The 16398-nt window shown below is 72.1% G+C and carries 16 protein-coding genes; 8 read left to right on the top strand and 8 right to left on the bottom strand.

Annotated features, from left to right (window positions below; translation table 11 throughout):
- Positions 1-660 carry a TetR/AcrR family transcriptional regulator gene (locus tag OG226_RS34335; protein ID WP_329351058.1) on the bottom strand — a complete coding sequence of 220 codons (660 nt, stop codon included), beginning with the start codon at positions 658-660 and terminating at the stop codon, positions 1-3.
- 46 nt (positions 661-706) lie between these two features.
- Here OG226_RS34335 and OG226_RS34330 point away from each other — a divergent pair, with 46 nt between their 5' ends.
- Positions 707-2293, top strand: coding sequence for an FAD-dependent monooxygenase (locus OG226_RS34330; RefSeq protein WP_329351057.1), 1587 nt, complete (start codon positions 707-709; stop codon positions 2291-2293).
- A 33-nt stretch (positions 2294-2326) separates the two neighbouring features.
- Entirely contained in the window at positions 2327-2887 is a 561-nt protein-coding gene (locus OG226_RS34325) for a hypothetical protein (RefSeq protein WP_329351056.1), read from the top strand.
- Here OG226_RS34325 and OG226_RS34320 read toward each other — a convergent pair.
- A complete protein-coding gene (locus OG226_RS34320) occupies positions 2838-4271 on the bottom strand; it encodes an RNB domain-containing ribonuclease (RefSeq protein ID WP_329351055.1) in 1434 nt (477 codons plus the stop codon). The genes OG226_RS34325 and OG226_RS34320 overlap by 50 nt on opposite strands.
- 350 nt (positions 4272-4621) lie before the next feature.
- On the opposite strand from OG226_RS34320, the gene yaaA reads away from it, so the two are divergent.
- Entirely contained in the window at positions 4622-5404 is a 783-nt protein-coding gene (yaaA, locus tag OG226_RS34315) for a peroxide stress protein YaaA (RefSeq protein ID WP_329351054.1), read from the top strand.
- Between the two features lie 95 nt (positions 5405-5499).
- Positions 5500-6141: a bifunctional 4-hydroxy-2-oxoglutarate aldolase/2-dehydro-3-deoxy-phosphogluconate aldolase gene (eda, locus tag OG226_RS34310; protein WP_329351053.1), complete on the top strand. Its 642-nt coding sequence runs from the start codon at positions 5500-5502 to the stop codon at positions 6139-6141.
- Here eda and OG226_RS34305 read toward each other — a convergent pair.
- From OG226_RS34305 to OG226_RS34295, 3 genes are read right to left on the bottom strand one after another with little or no spacing between them, the layout of a single operon-like run.
- Positions 6133-7881 (bottom strand): histidine phosphatase family protein, encoded by a 1749-nt coding sequence (locus tag OG226_RS34305; RefSeq protein ID WP_329351052.1) that lies wholly within the window; start codon positions 7879-7881, stop codon positions 6133-6135. The two genes, eda and OG226_RS34305, sit on opposite strands and share 9 nt — an antisense overlap.
- Positions 7882-7893: 12 nt before the next feature.
- Positions 7894-8637: a zinc ribbon domain-containing protein gene (locus OG226_RS34300; protein ID WP_328686521.1), complete on the bottom strand. Its 744-nt coding sequence runs from the start codon at positions 8635-8637 to the stop codon at positions 7894-7896.
- Entirely contained in the window at positions 8634-9506 is an 873-nt protein-coding gene (locus OG226_RS34295) for a Nif3-like dinuclear metal center hexameric protein (protein WP_329351051.1), read from the bottom strand. The genes OG226_RS34300 and OG226_RS34295 overlap by 4 nt, the downstream gene beginning before the upstream one ends.
- A 198-nt stretch (positions 9507-9704) precedes the next feature.
- Here OG226_RS34295 and OG226_RS34290 point away from each other — a divergent pair, with 198 nt between their 5' ends.
- Both OG226_RS34290 and OG226_RS34285 read left to right on the top strand, forming a co-directional pair.
- Complete coding sequence (locus tag OG226_RS34290) at positions 9705-11024, top strand: hypothetical protein (RefSeq protein ID WP_329351050.1); 1320 nt, start codon at positions 9705-9707, stop codon at positions 11022-11024.
- Between the two features lie 152 nt (positions 11025-11176).
- Positions 11177-11317: a hypothetical protein gene (locus tag OG226_RS34285; RefSeq protein WP_329353759.1), complete on the top strand. Its 141-nt coding sequence runs from the start codon at positions 11177-11179 to the stop codon at positions 11315-11317.
- Between the two features lie 77 nt (positions 11318-11394).
- Here the strand turns inward: OG226_RS34285 and OG226_RS34280 are convergent, their stop codons facing one another.
- The 3 genes from OG226_RS34280 to OG226_RS34270 are packed head-to-tail and all read right to left on the bottom strand — an operon-like array spanning position 11395 to position 14376.
- On the bottom strand, positions 11395-12345 hold the full coding sequence (locus OG226_RS34280; protein ID WP_329351049.1) for a 3-oxoacyl-ACP reductase: 951 nt from the start codon (positions 12343-12345) through the stop codon (positions 11395-11397).
- 37 nt (positions 12346-12382) lie between these two features.
- Positions 12383-13459: a Zn-dependent alcohol dehydrogenase gene (locus OG226_RS34275; RefSeq protein ID WP_328683664.1), complete on the bottom strand. Its 1077-nt coding sequence runs from the start codon at positions 13457-13459 to the stop codon at positions 12383-12385.
- A gap of 56 nt (positions 13460-13515) precedes the next feature.
- Positions 13516-14376, bottom strand: coding sequence for a MaoC/PaaZ C-terminal domain-containing protein (locus tag OG226_RS34270; protein ID WP_329351048.1), 861 nt, complete (start codon positions 14374-14376; stop codon positions 13516-13518).
- Positions 14377-14677: 301 nt separating this feature from the next.
- On the opposite strand from OG226_RS34270, the gene OG226_RS34265 reads away from it, so the two are divergent.
- Both OG226_RS34265 and OG226_RS34260 read left to right on the top strand, forming a co-directional pair.
- Complete coding sequence (locus tag OG226_RS34265; protein WP_328683662.1) at positions 14678-15679, top strand: ABC transporter ATP-binding protein; 1002 nt, start codon at positions 14678-14680, stop codon at positions 15677-15679.
- On the top strand, positions 15676-16392 hold the full coding sequence (locus OG226_RS34260) for an ABC transporter permease (protein WP_328683661.1): 717 nt from the start codon (positions 15676-15678) through the stop codon (positions 16390-16392). Before OG226_RS34265 ends, OG226_RS34260 begins: the two co-directional genes overlap by 4 nt.
- Positions 16393-16398 lie beyond the last annotated feature (6 nt).

Genomic DNA, 16398 nt, shown 5'->3' with positions numbered 1-16398 from the left:
TCATGCCGGGGTGAGCGCCCGTTCCAACACGTCGAAGGCCGCGCACAGCCGTGCCCGATGATCCGCCACGAGTCCTTCCGCGCCCTCTCCCGAGAAGACGCGGCGCGCGGTGGTGACGTAGACCGTGCGGTAGGCGGCGACGGTCAGGGCCGCGGTCAGGGCGGGGTCGGGGGTGTCCGGGGCGGTCTCGGTGAGGGCGGCGGTCAGGGCGTTCTCGATCTCCTCCAGGGCCTCGCGGCCCCGGGCGCGCAGGGCGGGCGAGTCGGCCACGACCTCCCAGAAGTCCGGGAATCCGCTGTCGGGGCCGGCCAACGGGTGGCGCCGGTCGAGGAGTTCGAGGGCGAGACGGCGGAGCGCGGCGAGCGGGGTCTCGCCGGGGGCGCGGTGGCGTACGGCTCCGCCGAACATCTCGACCGCCTCCGGGATGCGGTCGAGGAACAGGTCCTCCTTGCGCGGGAAATAGTTGAAGACGGTCATCGTCGACACCTCGGCGGCGCGCGCGACCTCCGCCACCGACACCTGGTCGAAGCCGCGCTCCCGGAACAGCGCCGAGGCGACGTTCGAGATCCGCTGCCGCGTCGCCCGCTTCTTGCGCTCCCTCAGCGGCAGCTCCGCCGCGCCCTTGATCTCGTTCACGCTCTCGTATCTGCTCTCGCTCACGAGAACAGTGTAGCCAACATAATTTTTTAGTGACTACACTCAAGGCATGAACACGGACACGAACACGAACACGGACACGGACACGAACTACGACGTCGTCGTCGCCGGAGCCGGGCCCATCGGGCTGCTGCTCGCCTGTGAGCTGCGGCTCGGCGGGGCCCGCGTACTGGTCGCGGAGCGGCTGGCCGAGGTGGACGAGACCGTCAAGGCGGGCGGGATCAACACCCTCACCGCCGTCGGCCTGTACCGGCGGGGGCTGCTGCCCGCGCTCACCGAGGTGCAGGTCGAGACGGCGAACGGCATGAAGGAGTTCCTGCGGACGCAGAGCCGTGAAGACGGGGCCGCCCCGCCGCCGAAGTCCGCCGGGCACTTCGCCGGGATCACCCTGCGGGCCGATCTGCTCGACACGTCGGACCCCGCCTTCGCGGAGGTCGGCCCGCCCGGCGAGGTCGGACGGTTCGTCCCGCAGGCCCCGCTGGAGCGGCTGCTCGGCCGGCGCGCCGACGAACTCGGCGTCGAGGTGCGCCGACAGGTCGAGTTGACCGGCTACGACGCGGACGACGAGGGGGTCACCGTCCACCTCGCCGCTACGGACGGATCGGCGCCGCAGGCCGTCCGCGCGGGCTGGCTGGTCGGCTGCGACGGTGGCCGCAGCCTCGTCCGCAAGCTCGCCGGGGTCCAATTCCCGGGCACCGCACCGGAGATCACCGGCTACCAGGCGATCGCCGACATGACCGGCACCGAGGGCCTGAACAAGGGCTGGAACGTCACCGGCACCGGGATGTACACCTACGGCCCGATGCCGGGACGGATGGTCTCCATCGAGTTCGACGGGCCGCCCGCCGACCGTCGATCCCCGGTCACCACCGAGGAGTTGCAGGCCAGCGTGCGCCGCGTGACCGGCGTCGACGTCACCGTGCACGCCCTGCAGACGGCAACCCGCTTCACCGACAACTGCCGCCAGGCGGACACCTATCGCGCGGGCCGGGTGCTGCTCGCGGGCGACGCGGCGCATGTGCACTCGCCGTTCGGCGGACAGGGGCTCAACCTCGGCGTCGGGGACGCGATGAACCTCGGCTGGAAACTCGCCCTGGTGGTGAGCGGCCGGGCCCCGGCCGACCTGCTGGACACCTACACGGCGGAACGGCATCCGATCGGCGCCTGGGTGCTGGACTGGACGCGCGCCCAGATCGCGATCATGCGCCCCGACGCCCACGCCCGTGCCCTGCGCGGGATCGTCGGCGACCTCGCGGGGACGGCCGACGGCACGACGTACTTCGTCAAGCGGATCTCCGGCGCCTGGCAGCGCTACGACCTCCCCGGCGACCACCCGCTGACCGGCCGCAGCGCCCCCGACCTCGAACTCGCCGACGGCACCCGCCTCGGCGACCACCTCCACACCGGCCGCGCCCTCCTCCTCGACCTCGCCGACGACCCCGAACTCCGTGCCCGCGCGGCCGGGTACGAGGGTCTGGTGGACGTCCTCACCACCGCCTGCCCCCAACACCCGGAACTCGCCGGGCTGTTGGTCCGCCCGGACGGAATCACCGCATGGGCGGCCGACACGGACAGCGCCGAGGACGATCCGACGGAGGCACTGCGACTGTGGTTCGGCGCGCCGCTTGGCGCTTGACACTCACGCGACGTCAGCATCTGCACTGACCCCATGAGGACCAACTGGGCAGGCGGCGGGCGGGTGTTCGGGTATGCGCGGGCGCGACGGGCCCTGGTGGCCGGGTCGGCGCTCGCGTGTGTCCTGGAGACCCTCACCATGTCGGTGCTGCTGCGGGACTGCCCGGTGCTCCACCAAGTGGTGCCGGTCCTGGGCCTCTTGGCGGTCGCGTCCGTCGCCGCCCTGCACACGGCCTCCGTCGCCCGCCCGCACCTGCTGGACACGGACACATACGCGCTACGGCTCCGGCGGGCCGCCCGCGCCGACGTGATCGTCCCGCTGGGTCATATCGCCTCCGCCCAGGGCGAGTTGCGGACGGCCCGGCGCCGGGCCGACGGTGAACTCGACCTCCCCGTCGCCTTCCGCACCTCCGTCACCCTCCAACTTGCCGAGCCCGTCACCCACTTCACCCTCCTCGGCCGACGGCGGGAGGTCGACACCGTCCACTTCCACGCCGACGACGCCGACCGCGTCGTAGCGACCATTCAGGCTCATCTGCAAGTGGTCAGGCGGGCGCGAACCGTACCTTCGACGTCCCCGGGTCCGCCTGGGTGAGGCGGACACGCAGGCGCTCCCCCAGCGGCAGCGGAGTCGTGCCGCCTTCGAGGCGGGCGACGACGGCCGGGGTGTCCAACTGCACCTTTCCCACGGTGGGTTGGCGTTCGTCCACGTCCACCACATAGCCGTCGAAGAGGTCGCCGACGCGGTCCTTCAGGAGCGCCGCCTCGACGATGTCGACGCACTCGCGCTCGACGGTGCCGGCCAGGCGGGTGCCGTCGGCCATCTGTTTGGGGAGGGCGTCGAGTCCGGCCAGGACCCAGGCGGGTGGGTTGCCGGGGGCGAGGCAGAGTTCGGAGGCGTAGCGGTCGACGAGCCGTCGTAGCGGGGCCGTGCAGTGGGTGTAGGGGGAGGCCACCGCCGCGTGGGTGGTGACGGCGGGAAGGTTGCCGTCGCGGAAGACCGTGTAACCCGCGCCGCGCAGCAGGGTCGTGCACTCCTGGAGGAAGGCCGCGTGGTGCGGGAGGTGGGGGTCGAGGGAGCGGATGAGCCGCGCGTACGGCAGGTGGTGCGGCCAGTCGATGTGCAGGGCGTGCGCGGTGCGGTGCAGCCGGCCGACCGCGCCGTCCGGGGCGGTGGGCAGGGTGCGCAGGACGCCGGTGCCGTGCGTGAGCATGAGGTCGGCGGCAGCCATGCCGGTGAGGAGAGAGATCTGGGCGTTCCAGCCGTCGGCCGGGAGCGGGGCGCGGTAGGCGAGTTCGTAGGTGTGGTCCCGCTCGACGATCTCCTGCTCGGGCACGTTGAGGGAGATGCCGCCGCGCTCGACCTCCAGGCGTTCGCGCGCCTCGCCGATGTCCTTCAGGAGCGCGAGCGGCTCCTCGGCGGTGCCCGCGTCGATCTGCCGCTGCGCGGTGGCGTAGTCGAGCTTGGCCCGGCTGCGGACGAGGGCGCGGCGGACGTCGACGGCGGACGTACGGCCGTCCGCGTCGAGGTCGATCGTCCACAGCACCGCCGGCCGGGTCACGTCCGGCAGCAGGCTCGCGGCGCCCTCGCTCAGCAGGGGCGGATGCAGCGGGGTCTTCTCGTCGGGGAAATAGAGCGTGGTCACGCGGCGGTGGGCCTCCGCGTCCAGCGCGCCGCCGGGGACCACGAAGGCGGCGACGTCGGCGATGGCGTACCGGACGCGGTAGCCGCCGGCGGCCCTGCGGGACAGGTGCATCGCCTGGTCCAGGTCCATGGACGTGGGCGGGTCGATGGTGAAGAAGGGGATGTCGGTCGCGTCCTCGGCAGGCGGGGCCGGTGCCTTCGCGGCGCGTTCCGCCTCCGCCAGCACCTCCGGCGGGAAGTTCTCGGGTACGCCGAGTTCGGTGCGGAGTGCGGTGAGGGCGGTGCGGAGCGGGGCTTCGGGGGTGCCGGTCACCCGGATACGGCGGCTGGGCATGTCACGAGCGTAGGCACAATCCGCAGGCCCGCACCCTTTACGCTGGCGCCAGGGCCTGTCCGGCGGATCAGGTCGCAGGAAATCGGCGGTGCCTGATCAGCGCCGGTGAACGGGGTGTGGTGCGTGCGGCTGCAAGGCGGAGGAGGAGGCGACGCGATGGGGGCACCTCCCGGCCGAAGGCCGGGGGACGTCGGCGACCGACGACAACGCCGCTGGGGGTCCCCCACGCCTCTAAGGCAGCGGGGGAGAGCGTGCCACACCCCGCGTCTGCGGCATGATCCGCCGGACAGGCCCTAGCCCCCCAGGTAAGCCAGAAGTTCCCTCCAGAAATCCCTAAGGAGAAACCCGCCGTGCTCGTCCTGCTGCCTCCTTCCGAAGGCAAGGCCTCCTCCGGCCGTGGCGCCCCCCTCAAGCCGGAGTCGCTGTCGCTGCCGGGACTCGCCGACGCCCGCGCCGCCGTGCTCGACGAACTCGTCGACCTGTGCGCGGCCGACGAGGAGAAGGCACGCGAGGTCCTCGGGCTGACTGAGGGACTGCGCGGCGAGATCGCGAAGAACGTCGACCTGCGGACGGCTGGTGCGCGGCCCGCCGGGGAGATCTACACGGGGGTTCTCTACGACGCCCTCGACCTGGCCTCGCTCGAACCCGCCGCGAAGAGGCGGGCCGCGCGCTCGCTGCTGGTGTTCTCCGGGTTGTGGGGCGCGGTGCGGGTGACGGACCGGATTCCGTCGTATCGCTGCTCGATGGGGGTACGGCTGCCCGGGCTCGGCGCGCTGGGCACGCACTGGCGGGGGCCGATGGCGGCGGTGCTGCCGGAGGTCGCCGGGGGCGGGCTCGTCCTTGACCTGCGGTCCTCGGCGTATGCGGGGGCGTGGAAGCCGAAGGGGGAGGTCGCGGGGCGGACGGCGACCGTGCGGGTGCTGCATGCGCCGACGCGGAAGGTCGTCAGCCACTTCAACAAGGCGACGAAGGGGCGGATCGTGCGGAGTCTGCTGACCTCGGCGGGGGCGCCGGGGACGCCGGGTGAGTTGGTGGAGGCGTTGCGGGGGTTGGGGTACGTGGTGGAGGCGGAGGCGCCCTCGCAGGCGGGGCGGGCTTGGGCGTTGGATGTGTTGGTGGACGAGATCCACTGAGGGTTCTCGGGCTTCACCGAGGGTTTTTGAACGCGCGCGTTGCAGTGTGCGCAATGGGCTTTGCGTGTACTGCATCGGCTCGGCAGGATGAGGGCATGCCTTCCTCGCCGTTGCCTTCCTCTGGCCTGCTCGATCTTGCTCCTGTGCTGCCCGTCGTCGTCATCGAGGACGTCGCCGACGCGGTGCCGCTCGCGCGGGCGCTCGTCGCCGGGGGGCTGCCCGCGATCGAGGTGACCTTGCGGACGCCGGGCGCGCTGGAGGCGTTGCGGGCTGTCGCGGGTGAGGTGTCGGGGGCCGTGGTCGGGGCGGGGACCGTGTTGACTCCGGGGCAGGTGAAGGAGTGTGTGGGGGCGGGGGCACGGTTCCTGGTGAGTCCCGGGTGGACCGAACTGCTGCTGGAGGCCATGCAGGGGTCCGGGGTGCCGTTCCTGCCGGGGGTGTCGACCACGTCCGAGGTGGTCGCGCTCTTGGAGCGCGGGGTGCGGGAGATGAAGTTCTTCCCGGCTCAGGCCTCTGGCGGTACGGCGTATCTCAAGGCGCTCGCGGGGCCGTTGCCGCAGGCGCGGTTCTGTCCTACCGGGGGGATAGGGGTCGACTCCGCGCCGGAGTATCTGGCGTTGCCCAACGTCGGCTGTGTGGGCGGGAGTTGGATGATTCCGGCGGATGCGGTGGCCGCGCGGGACTGGGGGCGGGTCGAGGCGTTGGCCCGGGAGGCGGCGGCCCTGCGCTCAGCGTAGGTGGGACGTGTCGTTGAAGAGTCGTACGCTCGCGTTGCCGTCGGCGTAGTACGCCACGGCGGAGATCGAGGCGGCCGAGAGTTCCATGCGGAACAGGGACTCCGGTGGGGCGCCCAGGGCGAGTTGGACGAACGTCTTGATCGGGGTGACGTGGGTGACGAGGAGGACCGTGCGGCCCGCGTAGGTCGCGGTCAGCTTGTCCCGGGTGGCGGCGATTCGGGTTGCCGTGTCCGCGAAACTCTCGCCGCCGCCGGTGGGTTGGGCCGTGGGGTCGGCCAACCAGGTGGTGAGGTCTTCGGGGTAGCGGTCGCGTACCTCGCCGAAGGTGAGGCCTTCCCAGGCGCCGAAGTCCGTTTCGCGCAGGCCGTCTTCGATCGTCACGTCGAGGCCGAGGCGGGCTGCTACGGCTGCGGCGGTTTCTCTGGTGCGGGTGAGGGGGGAGGCGATGATGTGCTGGATCGTGCCTCGGGATGCCAACGCGGTTGCGGCTCGTTCCGCTTGGTCGCGGCCGACGTTCGAGAGGGCGGGGTTGGTGCCGCCGCTGCCTGAGAAACGCTTCTGGGGGGTGAGGGGGGTTTCGCCGTGGCGTAGGAGGACGAAGGTTGCGGGGGCGCCCATGTCTGCGGGGGCCCAACCGGCACTGGGGGTCGCTACGTTGCGGGCTGCGCGGGTGTCGGCGGTGGTTTTGTCGGTTGTCGTCACAGTGCCGGCCGGTGGGGGCTGGTCGCGCAGTTCCCCGCGCCCCTTAAGGGCATCAGCTGGGCCTGCACTGGAAAGCTGGTCGCTGCCGCGCCCCTCAAAAGCCTCAGCCGAGCCTGCACTGGAAAGCCCCGCATGCGTCCCGCGCCCCTGAAAAGCCTCGGCTGAGCCCGCGCTGGAAAGCTGGGCGTGGCCGTGGCCCTTAGGGGTCTCGCCCGGACCTGCGTCGGAAAGCTGGTCGCTGCCGCGGCCCTCAAAAGCCTCGGCTGAGCCCGCACCGGAAAGCCCCGCATGCGTCCCGCGCCCCTGAAAAGCCTCGGCTGAGCCTGCGCCGGAAAGCTGGGCGTGGCCGTGGCCCTTAGGGGTCTCGCCCGGACCTGCGTCGGAAAGCTGGTCACTGCCGCGCCCCTGAGAAGCCTCAGCCGAGCCTGCACTAGAAAGCCCCGCATGTGTCCCGCGCCCCTGAAAAGCCTCGGCTGAGCCTGCGCCGGAAAGCTGGGCGTGGCCGTGGCCCTTAGGGGTCTCGCCCGGACCTGCGTCGGAAAGCTGGTCGCTGCCGCGGCCCTCAAAAGCCTCGGCCGAGCCTGTGCTGCGAAGGTCCGCCGTTGAGTCTGAGGGCGACCACTGCTCGCCCCGCTTTCCCGCGTCCATCGCCTCGTTGGCCAAGCGGTCCGCGTGTTTGTTCTGGGCCCGGGGGATCCACTCGTACGTCACCTGCGTCGCCGGATACACCCCGCCCGCCTCCGCCGCCAGCGGCTTCATGTCGGGGTGTTTGATCTTCCAGCGGCCCGACATCTGTTCCACGACCAGCTTGGAGTCCATGCGGACGTGGATGTGGGCGGCGGGGTCCAGGGCGTGGGCCGTGCGGAGGCCGGCCACCAGGCCCCGGTACTCGGCGACGTTGTTCGTGGCGATGCCGATGTACTCGGCCGCCTCCGCCAGGGTCTCCCCCGTCGTCGCGTCGATGACCACCGAACCGTAGCCCGCGGGGCCCGGGTTTCCCCGGGAACCGCCGTCCGCCTCGACGATGAACTCCCGCACGGCGAACGCTCCTTACAGGCCGGACTCGGACGTGCGCACCAGGATGCGGCGGCAGTTCTCGCAGCGGACGACCGTGTCGGGGGCCGCGGCGCGGACCTCGTTGAAGTCGGTGATGGCGAGCTCCTGGCGGCAGCCCTGGCAGGTGCGCTGGTACAGCTTGGCCGCGCCGATGCCGCCCTGCTGCTGGCGGAGCTTGTCGTAGAGCTTGAGGAGGTCCGCGGGGATGGTCGCCGAGACGACCTCGCGCTCCTTCTCGGCCGTGGCCTCGTCGGCGTCGAGGGTCTCGTACGCGGCCTCGCGGCGGGCGGTCGCGTCGTCGATCCGGCCCTGCACGGAACCGACCCGCTCGGTCAGTTCGGTGGTGCGCTCCTGCGCGGACTCACGGCGTTCCATGACTTCGAGGACGATGTCCTCCAGGTCGCCCTGGCGCTTGGCGAGGGAGACGATCTCGCGCTGGAGGTTCTCCAGGTCCTTGGGCGAGGTGACGGCGCCCGAGTCGAGGCGCTGCTGGTCGCGGGTGGCGCGCTGGCGCACCTGGTCCACGTCCTGCTCGGCCTTGGTCTGCTCGCGGGCGCAGTCGCTCTCCTCGGTCTGCACGGCCACGAGCAGGTCGCGCAGCTGGGTGAGGTCCTTGGTCAGCGAGTCGATCTCGGCGTGCTCGGGCAGGGAGTTGCGCTTGTGCGCGAGCTGCGACAGGCGTACGTCGAGGGCCTGGACGTCGAGAAGTCGGATCTGGTCGGCGGGCGCGGCGTTCAGTTGGGGGCTCCAGGTTTGTCAGGTGTGGTGGTGGACGCCGCGTGGGCGGTCCAGGGGTCGGTGACCGTCTTGGAGACGTGGACCCTGAGGTCCCATCCCTCGCGGTCGGAGATCTCGTCGAGCTGGGCGGCGGCCAGCTCGCACCAGGGCCACTCGGTGGCCCAGTGCGCCGCGTCGAGCAGCGCGAGAGGGTTCTGGGCGCGCGCTTCGGATACCGGGTGGTGGCGGAGGTCCGCTGTCAGGAAGGCGTCCACGCCTGCCGCTCGTACGTCGTCGAAGAGGCTGTCGCCGGAGCCGCCGCTGACCGCGATCCGGTGGACCAGGGCGTCGGGGTCGCCCGCGACGCGGATGCCCTGCGCGGTGGCGGGCAGGCGCTCGGCGGCGCGGGCCGCGAGGTCGCGGACGGTCAGGGGGTGGTCCAGCTCGCAGATCCGGCCCAGGCCCCTGCGGCCCTCCGGGTCGGTCGGGTCCGGTACGAGCGGTCCTACGACCCTGAGGTCCAGCGCGCCCGCGAGGGCGTCGGAGACTCCCGGGTCGGCGCGGTCGGCGTTGGTGTGGGCGACGTGCAGCGCGATGTCGTGCTTGATCAGGGTGTGCACCGCACGGCCCTTGAAGGTGGAGGCCGCGACCGTGGTCGTACCGCGCAGGTAGAGGGGATGGTGGGTGACCAGCAGGTCGGCGCCCAGCTTCACGGCCTCGTCGACGATCTCCTGGACCGGGTCGACGGCGAACAGCACGCGGGTGACGTCCTGCTCCGGGTCGCCCACGACGGTGCCGACCGCGTCCCAGGACTCGGCCCGCTCGGCGGGCCACAGGTTCTCCAGCGCGGCGATGACTTCGGACAGGCGGGGTACGGACTGACGGGGCACGGGGAAAGGCTACCTGGCTGGACCGATCGGCTGAACCGCTGAACCGGCCGTACGGAGGTGTGCGGCCCCGTTCAGCACACCGGCCCCCGTTTCCTCAGGCGAATCGTTACTTGGCCACCCTTATTGGTGAAGCGGCTGCTCATCGGTCCCACGTCCGTACGTGCGAAAACTAGTTTCGTGGCCGGAGGTGACCGAACCATGACGGCCTGTGCGATCGAGCCCACGGCGGCGGACGAGGACGGCGACGAATGCGGGGACGAGTGCGGGGTCCCGCGGAACGGTGGCACCACGTGTGCGATCACCGCGGACGGGGCGTACGCCGCCCGCCTCGCGCCGGCCGGCGACTGCCTGTTCCCGGAGCGGTGGACGCTGGACGGCCCCGAGCCGTACGCCGTGCCGCTGCCCGGCAACCAGCCGGAGGAGCCCGGCACCGAGGTCCAGCCGATGGGCGACGGGCGGGTGCTCATCCGGCGGCTGGTCGACGGGCGGCACGCGTTCTCGCTGCTCTACCCGACCGGCCCGGGCACCGGTGAGCTGCCGCTCGGCGCGGTCGAGTGCCCGGACCCGGACACCCGGCTGCGGCTGCTGCCGCCCGCGCCGGGGGGCGAGAAGGCGTACGCCCTCGCCGTGGGCCGGCGTTCGACCGCCGTGTGGCTGGTGGCGGGCGGGGCGTTCGGGCCGGAGCATCTCGCGATGGTCCCGGGGCGGTGTTCGGGCGGGGTCTGGCTGGACCGGGCCGGGCGGATGCTGGCCCTGGACCGGGAGGTCGGCGGGCGGACCAAGGCGATCGTGGTCGACCTGGAGCGGGACGGGGAGGTGTCGCCGCTGCTGCAGATCGCCGCGGACAGCGACGACCGGCTGCTCGCGGCCGACCCGGACAGCGGGCTGCTCCTGATCCGCTCGGACGCGCCGTCGCCGGGCCGGGGGGACCGGCTGGGCTGGGGGGTCGTCGGTTCCACGCTGCCGGTGCGGTTCCCGGAGTGCCTGCGGCTGCCGGACTGCACGGTGACGCCGTTCGCGATCCAGCCGGGGCAGGTGCTGATGCCGGAGAACTGCGGGGTCGCGCTGCGTGTCGACGGGCCGACCGGCACCTGGTTCGCCGTATGGCGGCCCGCCGAGCGGCAGTTGCTCCAACTCCCGGCGCCCGAGGGCTGGTTGGCGGGCGCCGGGCTGTGGACCGAGGACGGGGTGCTGCGACTGCCGTACGCCACACGGGAAGTGCCGTGCGGTGTGGCGCGGTTCGCGGTGCCCAGGGGGGCGGGGGGAACGGGGGGCCTGGGGGAAGCAGGGGACGCGGGGTCCGCTGCGGCTGCGGGGTCCGCTGCGGCTGCGGGGGGCCTGGGGGGTACGGGGGAGACACGCCCGGAGGATCCGGTTCGGGACGGGACGGGGGGCGCGCCTGGGGAGGCCGCGCCGTCGCCGTCGGCACCGTCACGACCGGATCCTCCGGTGCCGGTCGCGCCGCGTCCGGTGCCCTTGCGGGAAGCGCCGCTCAACGGCCGGGTGGCCGTCGGGTAACAAAGTGGTGCGGCTCGGTAACGAACTCGTTCCGGACGGCGGTCCGCCTCGCTTCACCCCGGGAACGGCTGGATAAGATCGCCGGGCTGTATGAAGGATCATGTTGCAACGGGGTGAACTTTCCGATGAACGACTCGAACACCGCGCAGACCATGTCTGCCGACACACACGACGCCTCCGGTCACGGCAAGCACCGGGGCCCGGTCTCGGCGCAGGACGGCGACGCGGCCGCCCACGGCCGTCACCGCAAGCCGTCCGAGCAGTCCACGCAGTCGAAGTACGCGACTGTCTGACGACACGTCAGGCGCCTTGCACCAGCTCGCACGACACGGCCCCGCTCGTCTCCGGACGGGCGGGGCCGCCGCGTTCCCTATGCCGTGCCCGGCTCCCGCTTGAGTCCCAGCACCTCGGCCGCCGCGAAGGTCTCCCCCGGCGGTCGCTCCGCGTAGTGCGGAGTGAGTACGGCGTCCAGCTCGTCGTAGCTGAAGATGTCCTGCTTGCTGTCGAACTTGGCCTGGACGTGCGGGCGTTCGACGATCGCGACCATGCCGCCGTGGACGACGAGGAGCTGGCCGTTGATCCGTTCGGCGGCGGGTGAGGCCAAGTAGCCGACGAGCGGGGCGACATGCTCGGGGGCGAGGGGGTCGAGACCCTCGCCGCGCTCCCCGAACCCGGCGAAGACGTCCTCGGTCATCCGGGTGCGGGCGCGGGGGCAGATGGCGTTCGCGGTGACGCCGTACTTGGCGAGGGCTAGGGCCGTGGAGGTGGTCAGGCCGACGATTCCGCCTTTCGCCGCCGCGTAGTTGGGCTGTCCCGCCGAGCCCGCTAGGTATGCCTCGGAGGAGGTGTTCACGATCCGGCCGTACACCGGTGCGCCGGCCGCCTTGGAGCGCTCGCGCCAGTGCCGGGCCGCGAAGTGGGTCGTGTTGAAGTGGCCCTTGAGGTGGACCCGGATCACCGCGTCCCACTCGCCCTCCGTCATGGAGAAGACCATGCGGTCGCGCAGGATGCCCGCGTTGTTGACGAGGATGTCGAGCCTGCCGAACTCGGCGATCGCCAACTCGACCAGTTCGGCGGCCTGTTGGAAGTCGGCCACGTCCCCGGTGTGGGCGGTGGCGCGTCCGCCCGCCGCGCGGATCTCGGCGGCGACCTCTTCGGCGGGACCGGCGGACGCCTCCCCCGACCCGTCCCGGCCCGGCTGTCCGTAGTCGTTGACGACGACGGCCGCGCCGAGCCGGCCGAGCTCCAGCGCCTCGGCCCGGCCGAGCCCGCGTCCGGCGCCGGTGACGATCGCGGAGAGGCCCTCAAGTGGCAGTGACATCAAGGTCCTTTCAGTAGAAGAGGCGCCCTCGGATCCCTCAGATCTCGATGCACGTGCGCAGGGCCGTCCCCTGGCGCATCTGGTCGAGGGCCTCGTTGATGTCGGCCAGCGGCACCCGGTGGGTGATCAGGCTCTCCAGGTCGACGCGGCCCGCCCGCCACAGGGCGATCGTGCGCTCGTAGGAACGCAGCACGTCTCCCCCGCCGTACATCGAGGGCAGGATGCGCTTCTCGTCGAAGAACAGCTCGAACATGCTGAGTTGGAGATAGTCGTCCAGGGCGCCCGCGCCGACGACGACGAGGGTGCCGCCGCGCCGGGTGTTCTCGTAGGCGGTGCGGGCGGTGGCGGAGCGGCCGACGACCTCGAAGACGTAGTCGAACCCCTCGCCCCCGGTGACCTGTTGCTTGGCGTCGGGCAGCTCGTCCGGTGAGATCGCCCTGGTGGCACCGAACTTGAGGGCGGCCTCGCGGCGGGAGGCGACCGGGTCGACGGCGACGATCTCGGCGGCGCCCTTGAGCCGGGCGCCCTGGATCGCGGAGATGCCGACGCCTCCGCAGCCGATCACGGCGACCGACGAACCGGCCTCCACGTCGGCGGTGTTGAGGGCGGCGCCGAGGCCGGTGGTGACCCCGCAGCCGATGAGGGCGGCGATGTCGAAGGGCACGTCGTCGGGGATCGGTACCGCGCAGCCCGCGTCGACGACGACCTCCTCGGCGAAGGTGCCGGTGCCCGCGAAGCCGAAGACATCGCCGCTGGGGCGCTTGAAGTTGGGGGTGCCCGCGTTCATGAACCCGGCCAGACACAGCTGGGTCTGGCCGCGCTTGCAGGCGGGACACACGCCACAGGCGGGCAGCCAGCAGACGACGACCCGGTCTCCGGGCTTCAAGTGGCTTACGCCCTCGCCGACTTCGAGGATCTCGCCGGCGCCCTCGTGTCCGGGTACGAAGGGGGCGGGCTGGGGCAGTACGCCGGCCATCGCGGACAGGTCCGAGTGGCACAGCCCCGTGGCGCGCACCCGGATCCTGACCCGGCCGGGCCCGAAGCCCGTCGCCTCGATGTCGTCGAGGACCTCCAGTTTGTCCTGGCCTATCTCGTGCAGTACGGCTGCGAGCATGATGCGGCTCCCCTCGACTCGGGCTTGGCTCAAGAGTGTTCGGCGGTCATTCGGGGTCAGGAGTGTTCGACGATCGTGTCCGCGAGGACGGGTGCGTCGTCCCGCTCCACGGCGCTCACCGCGACCCGTACCTCGGCGTCGCCCCGCCGCCACATGCGGACGCGCAGCGTCTCGCCGGGGAACACCACGCCGGCGAAGCGTGTGTCGTAGGCGCGCACCCGGGTCACGTCGCCGCCGAGCAGCGTGTCGACGACCGCCTTCAGCGTCATGCCGTAGGTGCACAGGCCGTGCAGGATGGGGCGGTCGAATCCGGCGAGCTTGGCGAACTCGGGGTCGGCGTGCAGCGGGTTCCAGTCGCCGGAGAGGCGGTAGAGGAGGGCCTGGTCCTCGCGGATGTGCCGCTCGACCACCTTGTCGGGATGGCCCGTTGGGGCCTCCAGGCGGGTGGAGGGGCCGCGGTCGCCGCCCCAGCCGCCCTCTCCCCGTAGGAAGATCTGCGCGTCGTTGGTCCACAACGGGCCCTCCGCGTCGGCGACTTCGGTGCGCATGACGAGGACGGCCGCCTTGCCCTTGTCGTAGACGGCGGCGATCCTGCCGGTGCTGGTCGCGGTGCCCTGGGCCGGGATCGGGCGGTGCAGGCGCAGGGTCTGGCCGCCGTGCAGGACGCGGGCGAGTTCCACCTCGACGCCCGGGATCGACAGGCCGCTGATGACGCCGGGCGAGCCGTTGCCCGCGACGGTGGCGAAACTCGGCAGGACGTGCAGCCGGGACTCCAGGGTGTAACGCAGCTCGTCGGGGTCGGTCGCGGGGATGCCCGCGCCGAGGCCGAGGTGGTAGAGCTGGACGTCCTTGGTGTTCCAGGAGATCTCTCCCGAGCGGGGTTCGGCGGCGAGTGCCCTGGCGGCGTCGATCGGCATGGGTCTCCTGTTCGGTGGCGGCGAACGTCGGTGGCGGCGGCGTGCGTCATGGTGGCGAGAGACCCCGGTGCGGCCGTCCGCACCGTCGGCCGCACCGAGGTCGTCACGGGCCGACCTAGAACGCGTTCCAGTCCGGCGCCCTTCTGTATAGCCGAGCGCCCCGAACTTGTGAAGGCTCCTGACGGTGCGTCAGGTCGGTGTCGGCACCGGCGCCCGCGTCGGCACCCGTGACATTTGTCCTGCCCGAGTCCGTACATGCGCATCTGCCGGGCGGGGGGCCCGGATCCGTAGCGTCGTAGCCATGACACAGACAGGTGGGACAGAGCGTGCCGTGTCCTTCGCGGGGGCGGTCAAGACCTTCGGCGCGGTGCGCGCCGTGGACGGTGTGGACCTGGAGATCGGGCGCGGCGAGACGATCGCGCTGCTCGGCCGCAACGGCGCGGGCAAGTCGACGACGATCTCGCTGCTGCTCGGGCTGAACGCGCCCGACGCCGGCACGGTCGAACTCTTCGGCGCCGCACCGGAGTCGGCCGTACGAAACGGCCTGGTCGGAGCGATGCTCCAGGAGTCGCGGGCGGTGCCCCGGGTCACCGTCGGCGAGCTGGTCGCCTTCGTCGCCCGGTGCTATCCGGCGCCGCTGCCCGTCGCGCGGGCCCTGGAGCTGGCCGGTATCGGCGACCTGGCCGGGCGGCGGGTGGACCGGCTGTCGGGCGGGCAGACACAGCGCGTGCGGTTCGCCGTGGCGCTGGCCGGGAACCCGTCGCTGATCGTGCTGGACGAGCCCACCGCGGCGCTGGACGTGGAGGCCCGGCACGCGTTCTGGCAGTCGATGCGGGCGTACGCCCGGCGCGGGCACACCGTCCTGTTCTCCACGCACTACCTGGAGGAGGCGGACGCGCACGCCGACCGGATCGTCGTCATCGACCGCGGCCGGATCGTCGCGGACGGCACCGGCGAGCAGCTCAAGCGGGCGGCCGGCGGCAGCCTCGTCTCCTTCGACCTGGCGGGCCGCGCCACCGGGGGGCTGCGTCTGCTGCCCGGCGTACGGACCGTCGAAGTACGCGGCGACCGCGCCCTGCTCCGCACCGACGACTCGGACGCGACCGTGCGCGCACTGGCGGACCTGGACGCGATCCGCGGCCTGGAGGTCAGCCCCGCGTCCCTGGACGACGCGTTCCTCGCGCTGACGTCCCCCGAGGCCGACGTCCCGCGCACCGGAGCCGGTGCCATGAACCCCGCGGCCCCGAAGGCCACCTTCCCCTCACCCACCCGCACCTTCCCCGAGACGGAGACCGTCCGATGATCGACTACCTGCGCCTCGAAGTACGCCGGACCCTGCGCGACGTCGGCTTCGTGATCGGCGGTGTCGCGATGCCCGTGATGATGTACCTGCTGTTCACGAACCTCGACGGCGACGACAGCGGCTACAAGGCCACGGCGATGGTCGGCATGGCCGCCTACGGCGCGGTCGGCTCCGCCCTCAACACCGGCGGCGGGGTCGCCGAGGACCGGGCGATCGGCTGGCTGCGGCAGCTGCGGGTGACCCCGATGACCCCGCGCCAGGTCGTCCTCGGCCGGGCGCTGACCGGTTCGGTGACCGTGCTGCCCTCGATCGTCGCGGTGCTCACGGCGGGCGGCCTGGTCAACGGCGTACGGCTGGACGTCTGGCAGTGGGCGGCGATCGCGCTGCTGCTGTGGCTGGGCTCCATCCCGTTCACCCTGCTCGGCCTCGGCAACGGCTACGGGCTCACCTCCCAGACCACCGGCGTCGCGAACATGGCCTGCACCATGGGGCTCGCGGTGCTCGGCGGCCTGTGGTTCCCGATCAGCCTCTTTCCCGGCTGGCTGCGCGCCATCTCCCACTTCACGCCGACCAACCGCTTCGCCGAGCTCGGCACCTCCGTCGCCGACGGGCACGCCCCGGCACTCGGCGCGATCGTGGTGTTGACCGCTTGGCTGCTCGCGTTCGGTTCGTACGCTGTGCTGGCGTACCGCCGGACCGGGCGGACCGTGTGACCGGGG

It is taken from the genome of Streptomyces sp. NBC_01261 (assembly GCF_036226385.1).
Classification (GTDB): domain Bacteria; phylum Actinomycetota; class Actinomycetes; order Streptomycetales; family Streptomycetaceae; genus Streptomyces.
Note: the sequence above shows the minus strand (reverse complement) of the source record. Positions and strands in the feature narration are given on the sequence as shown.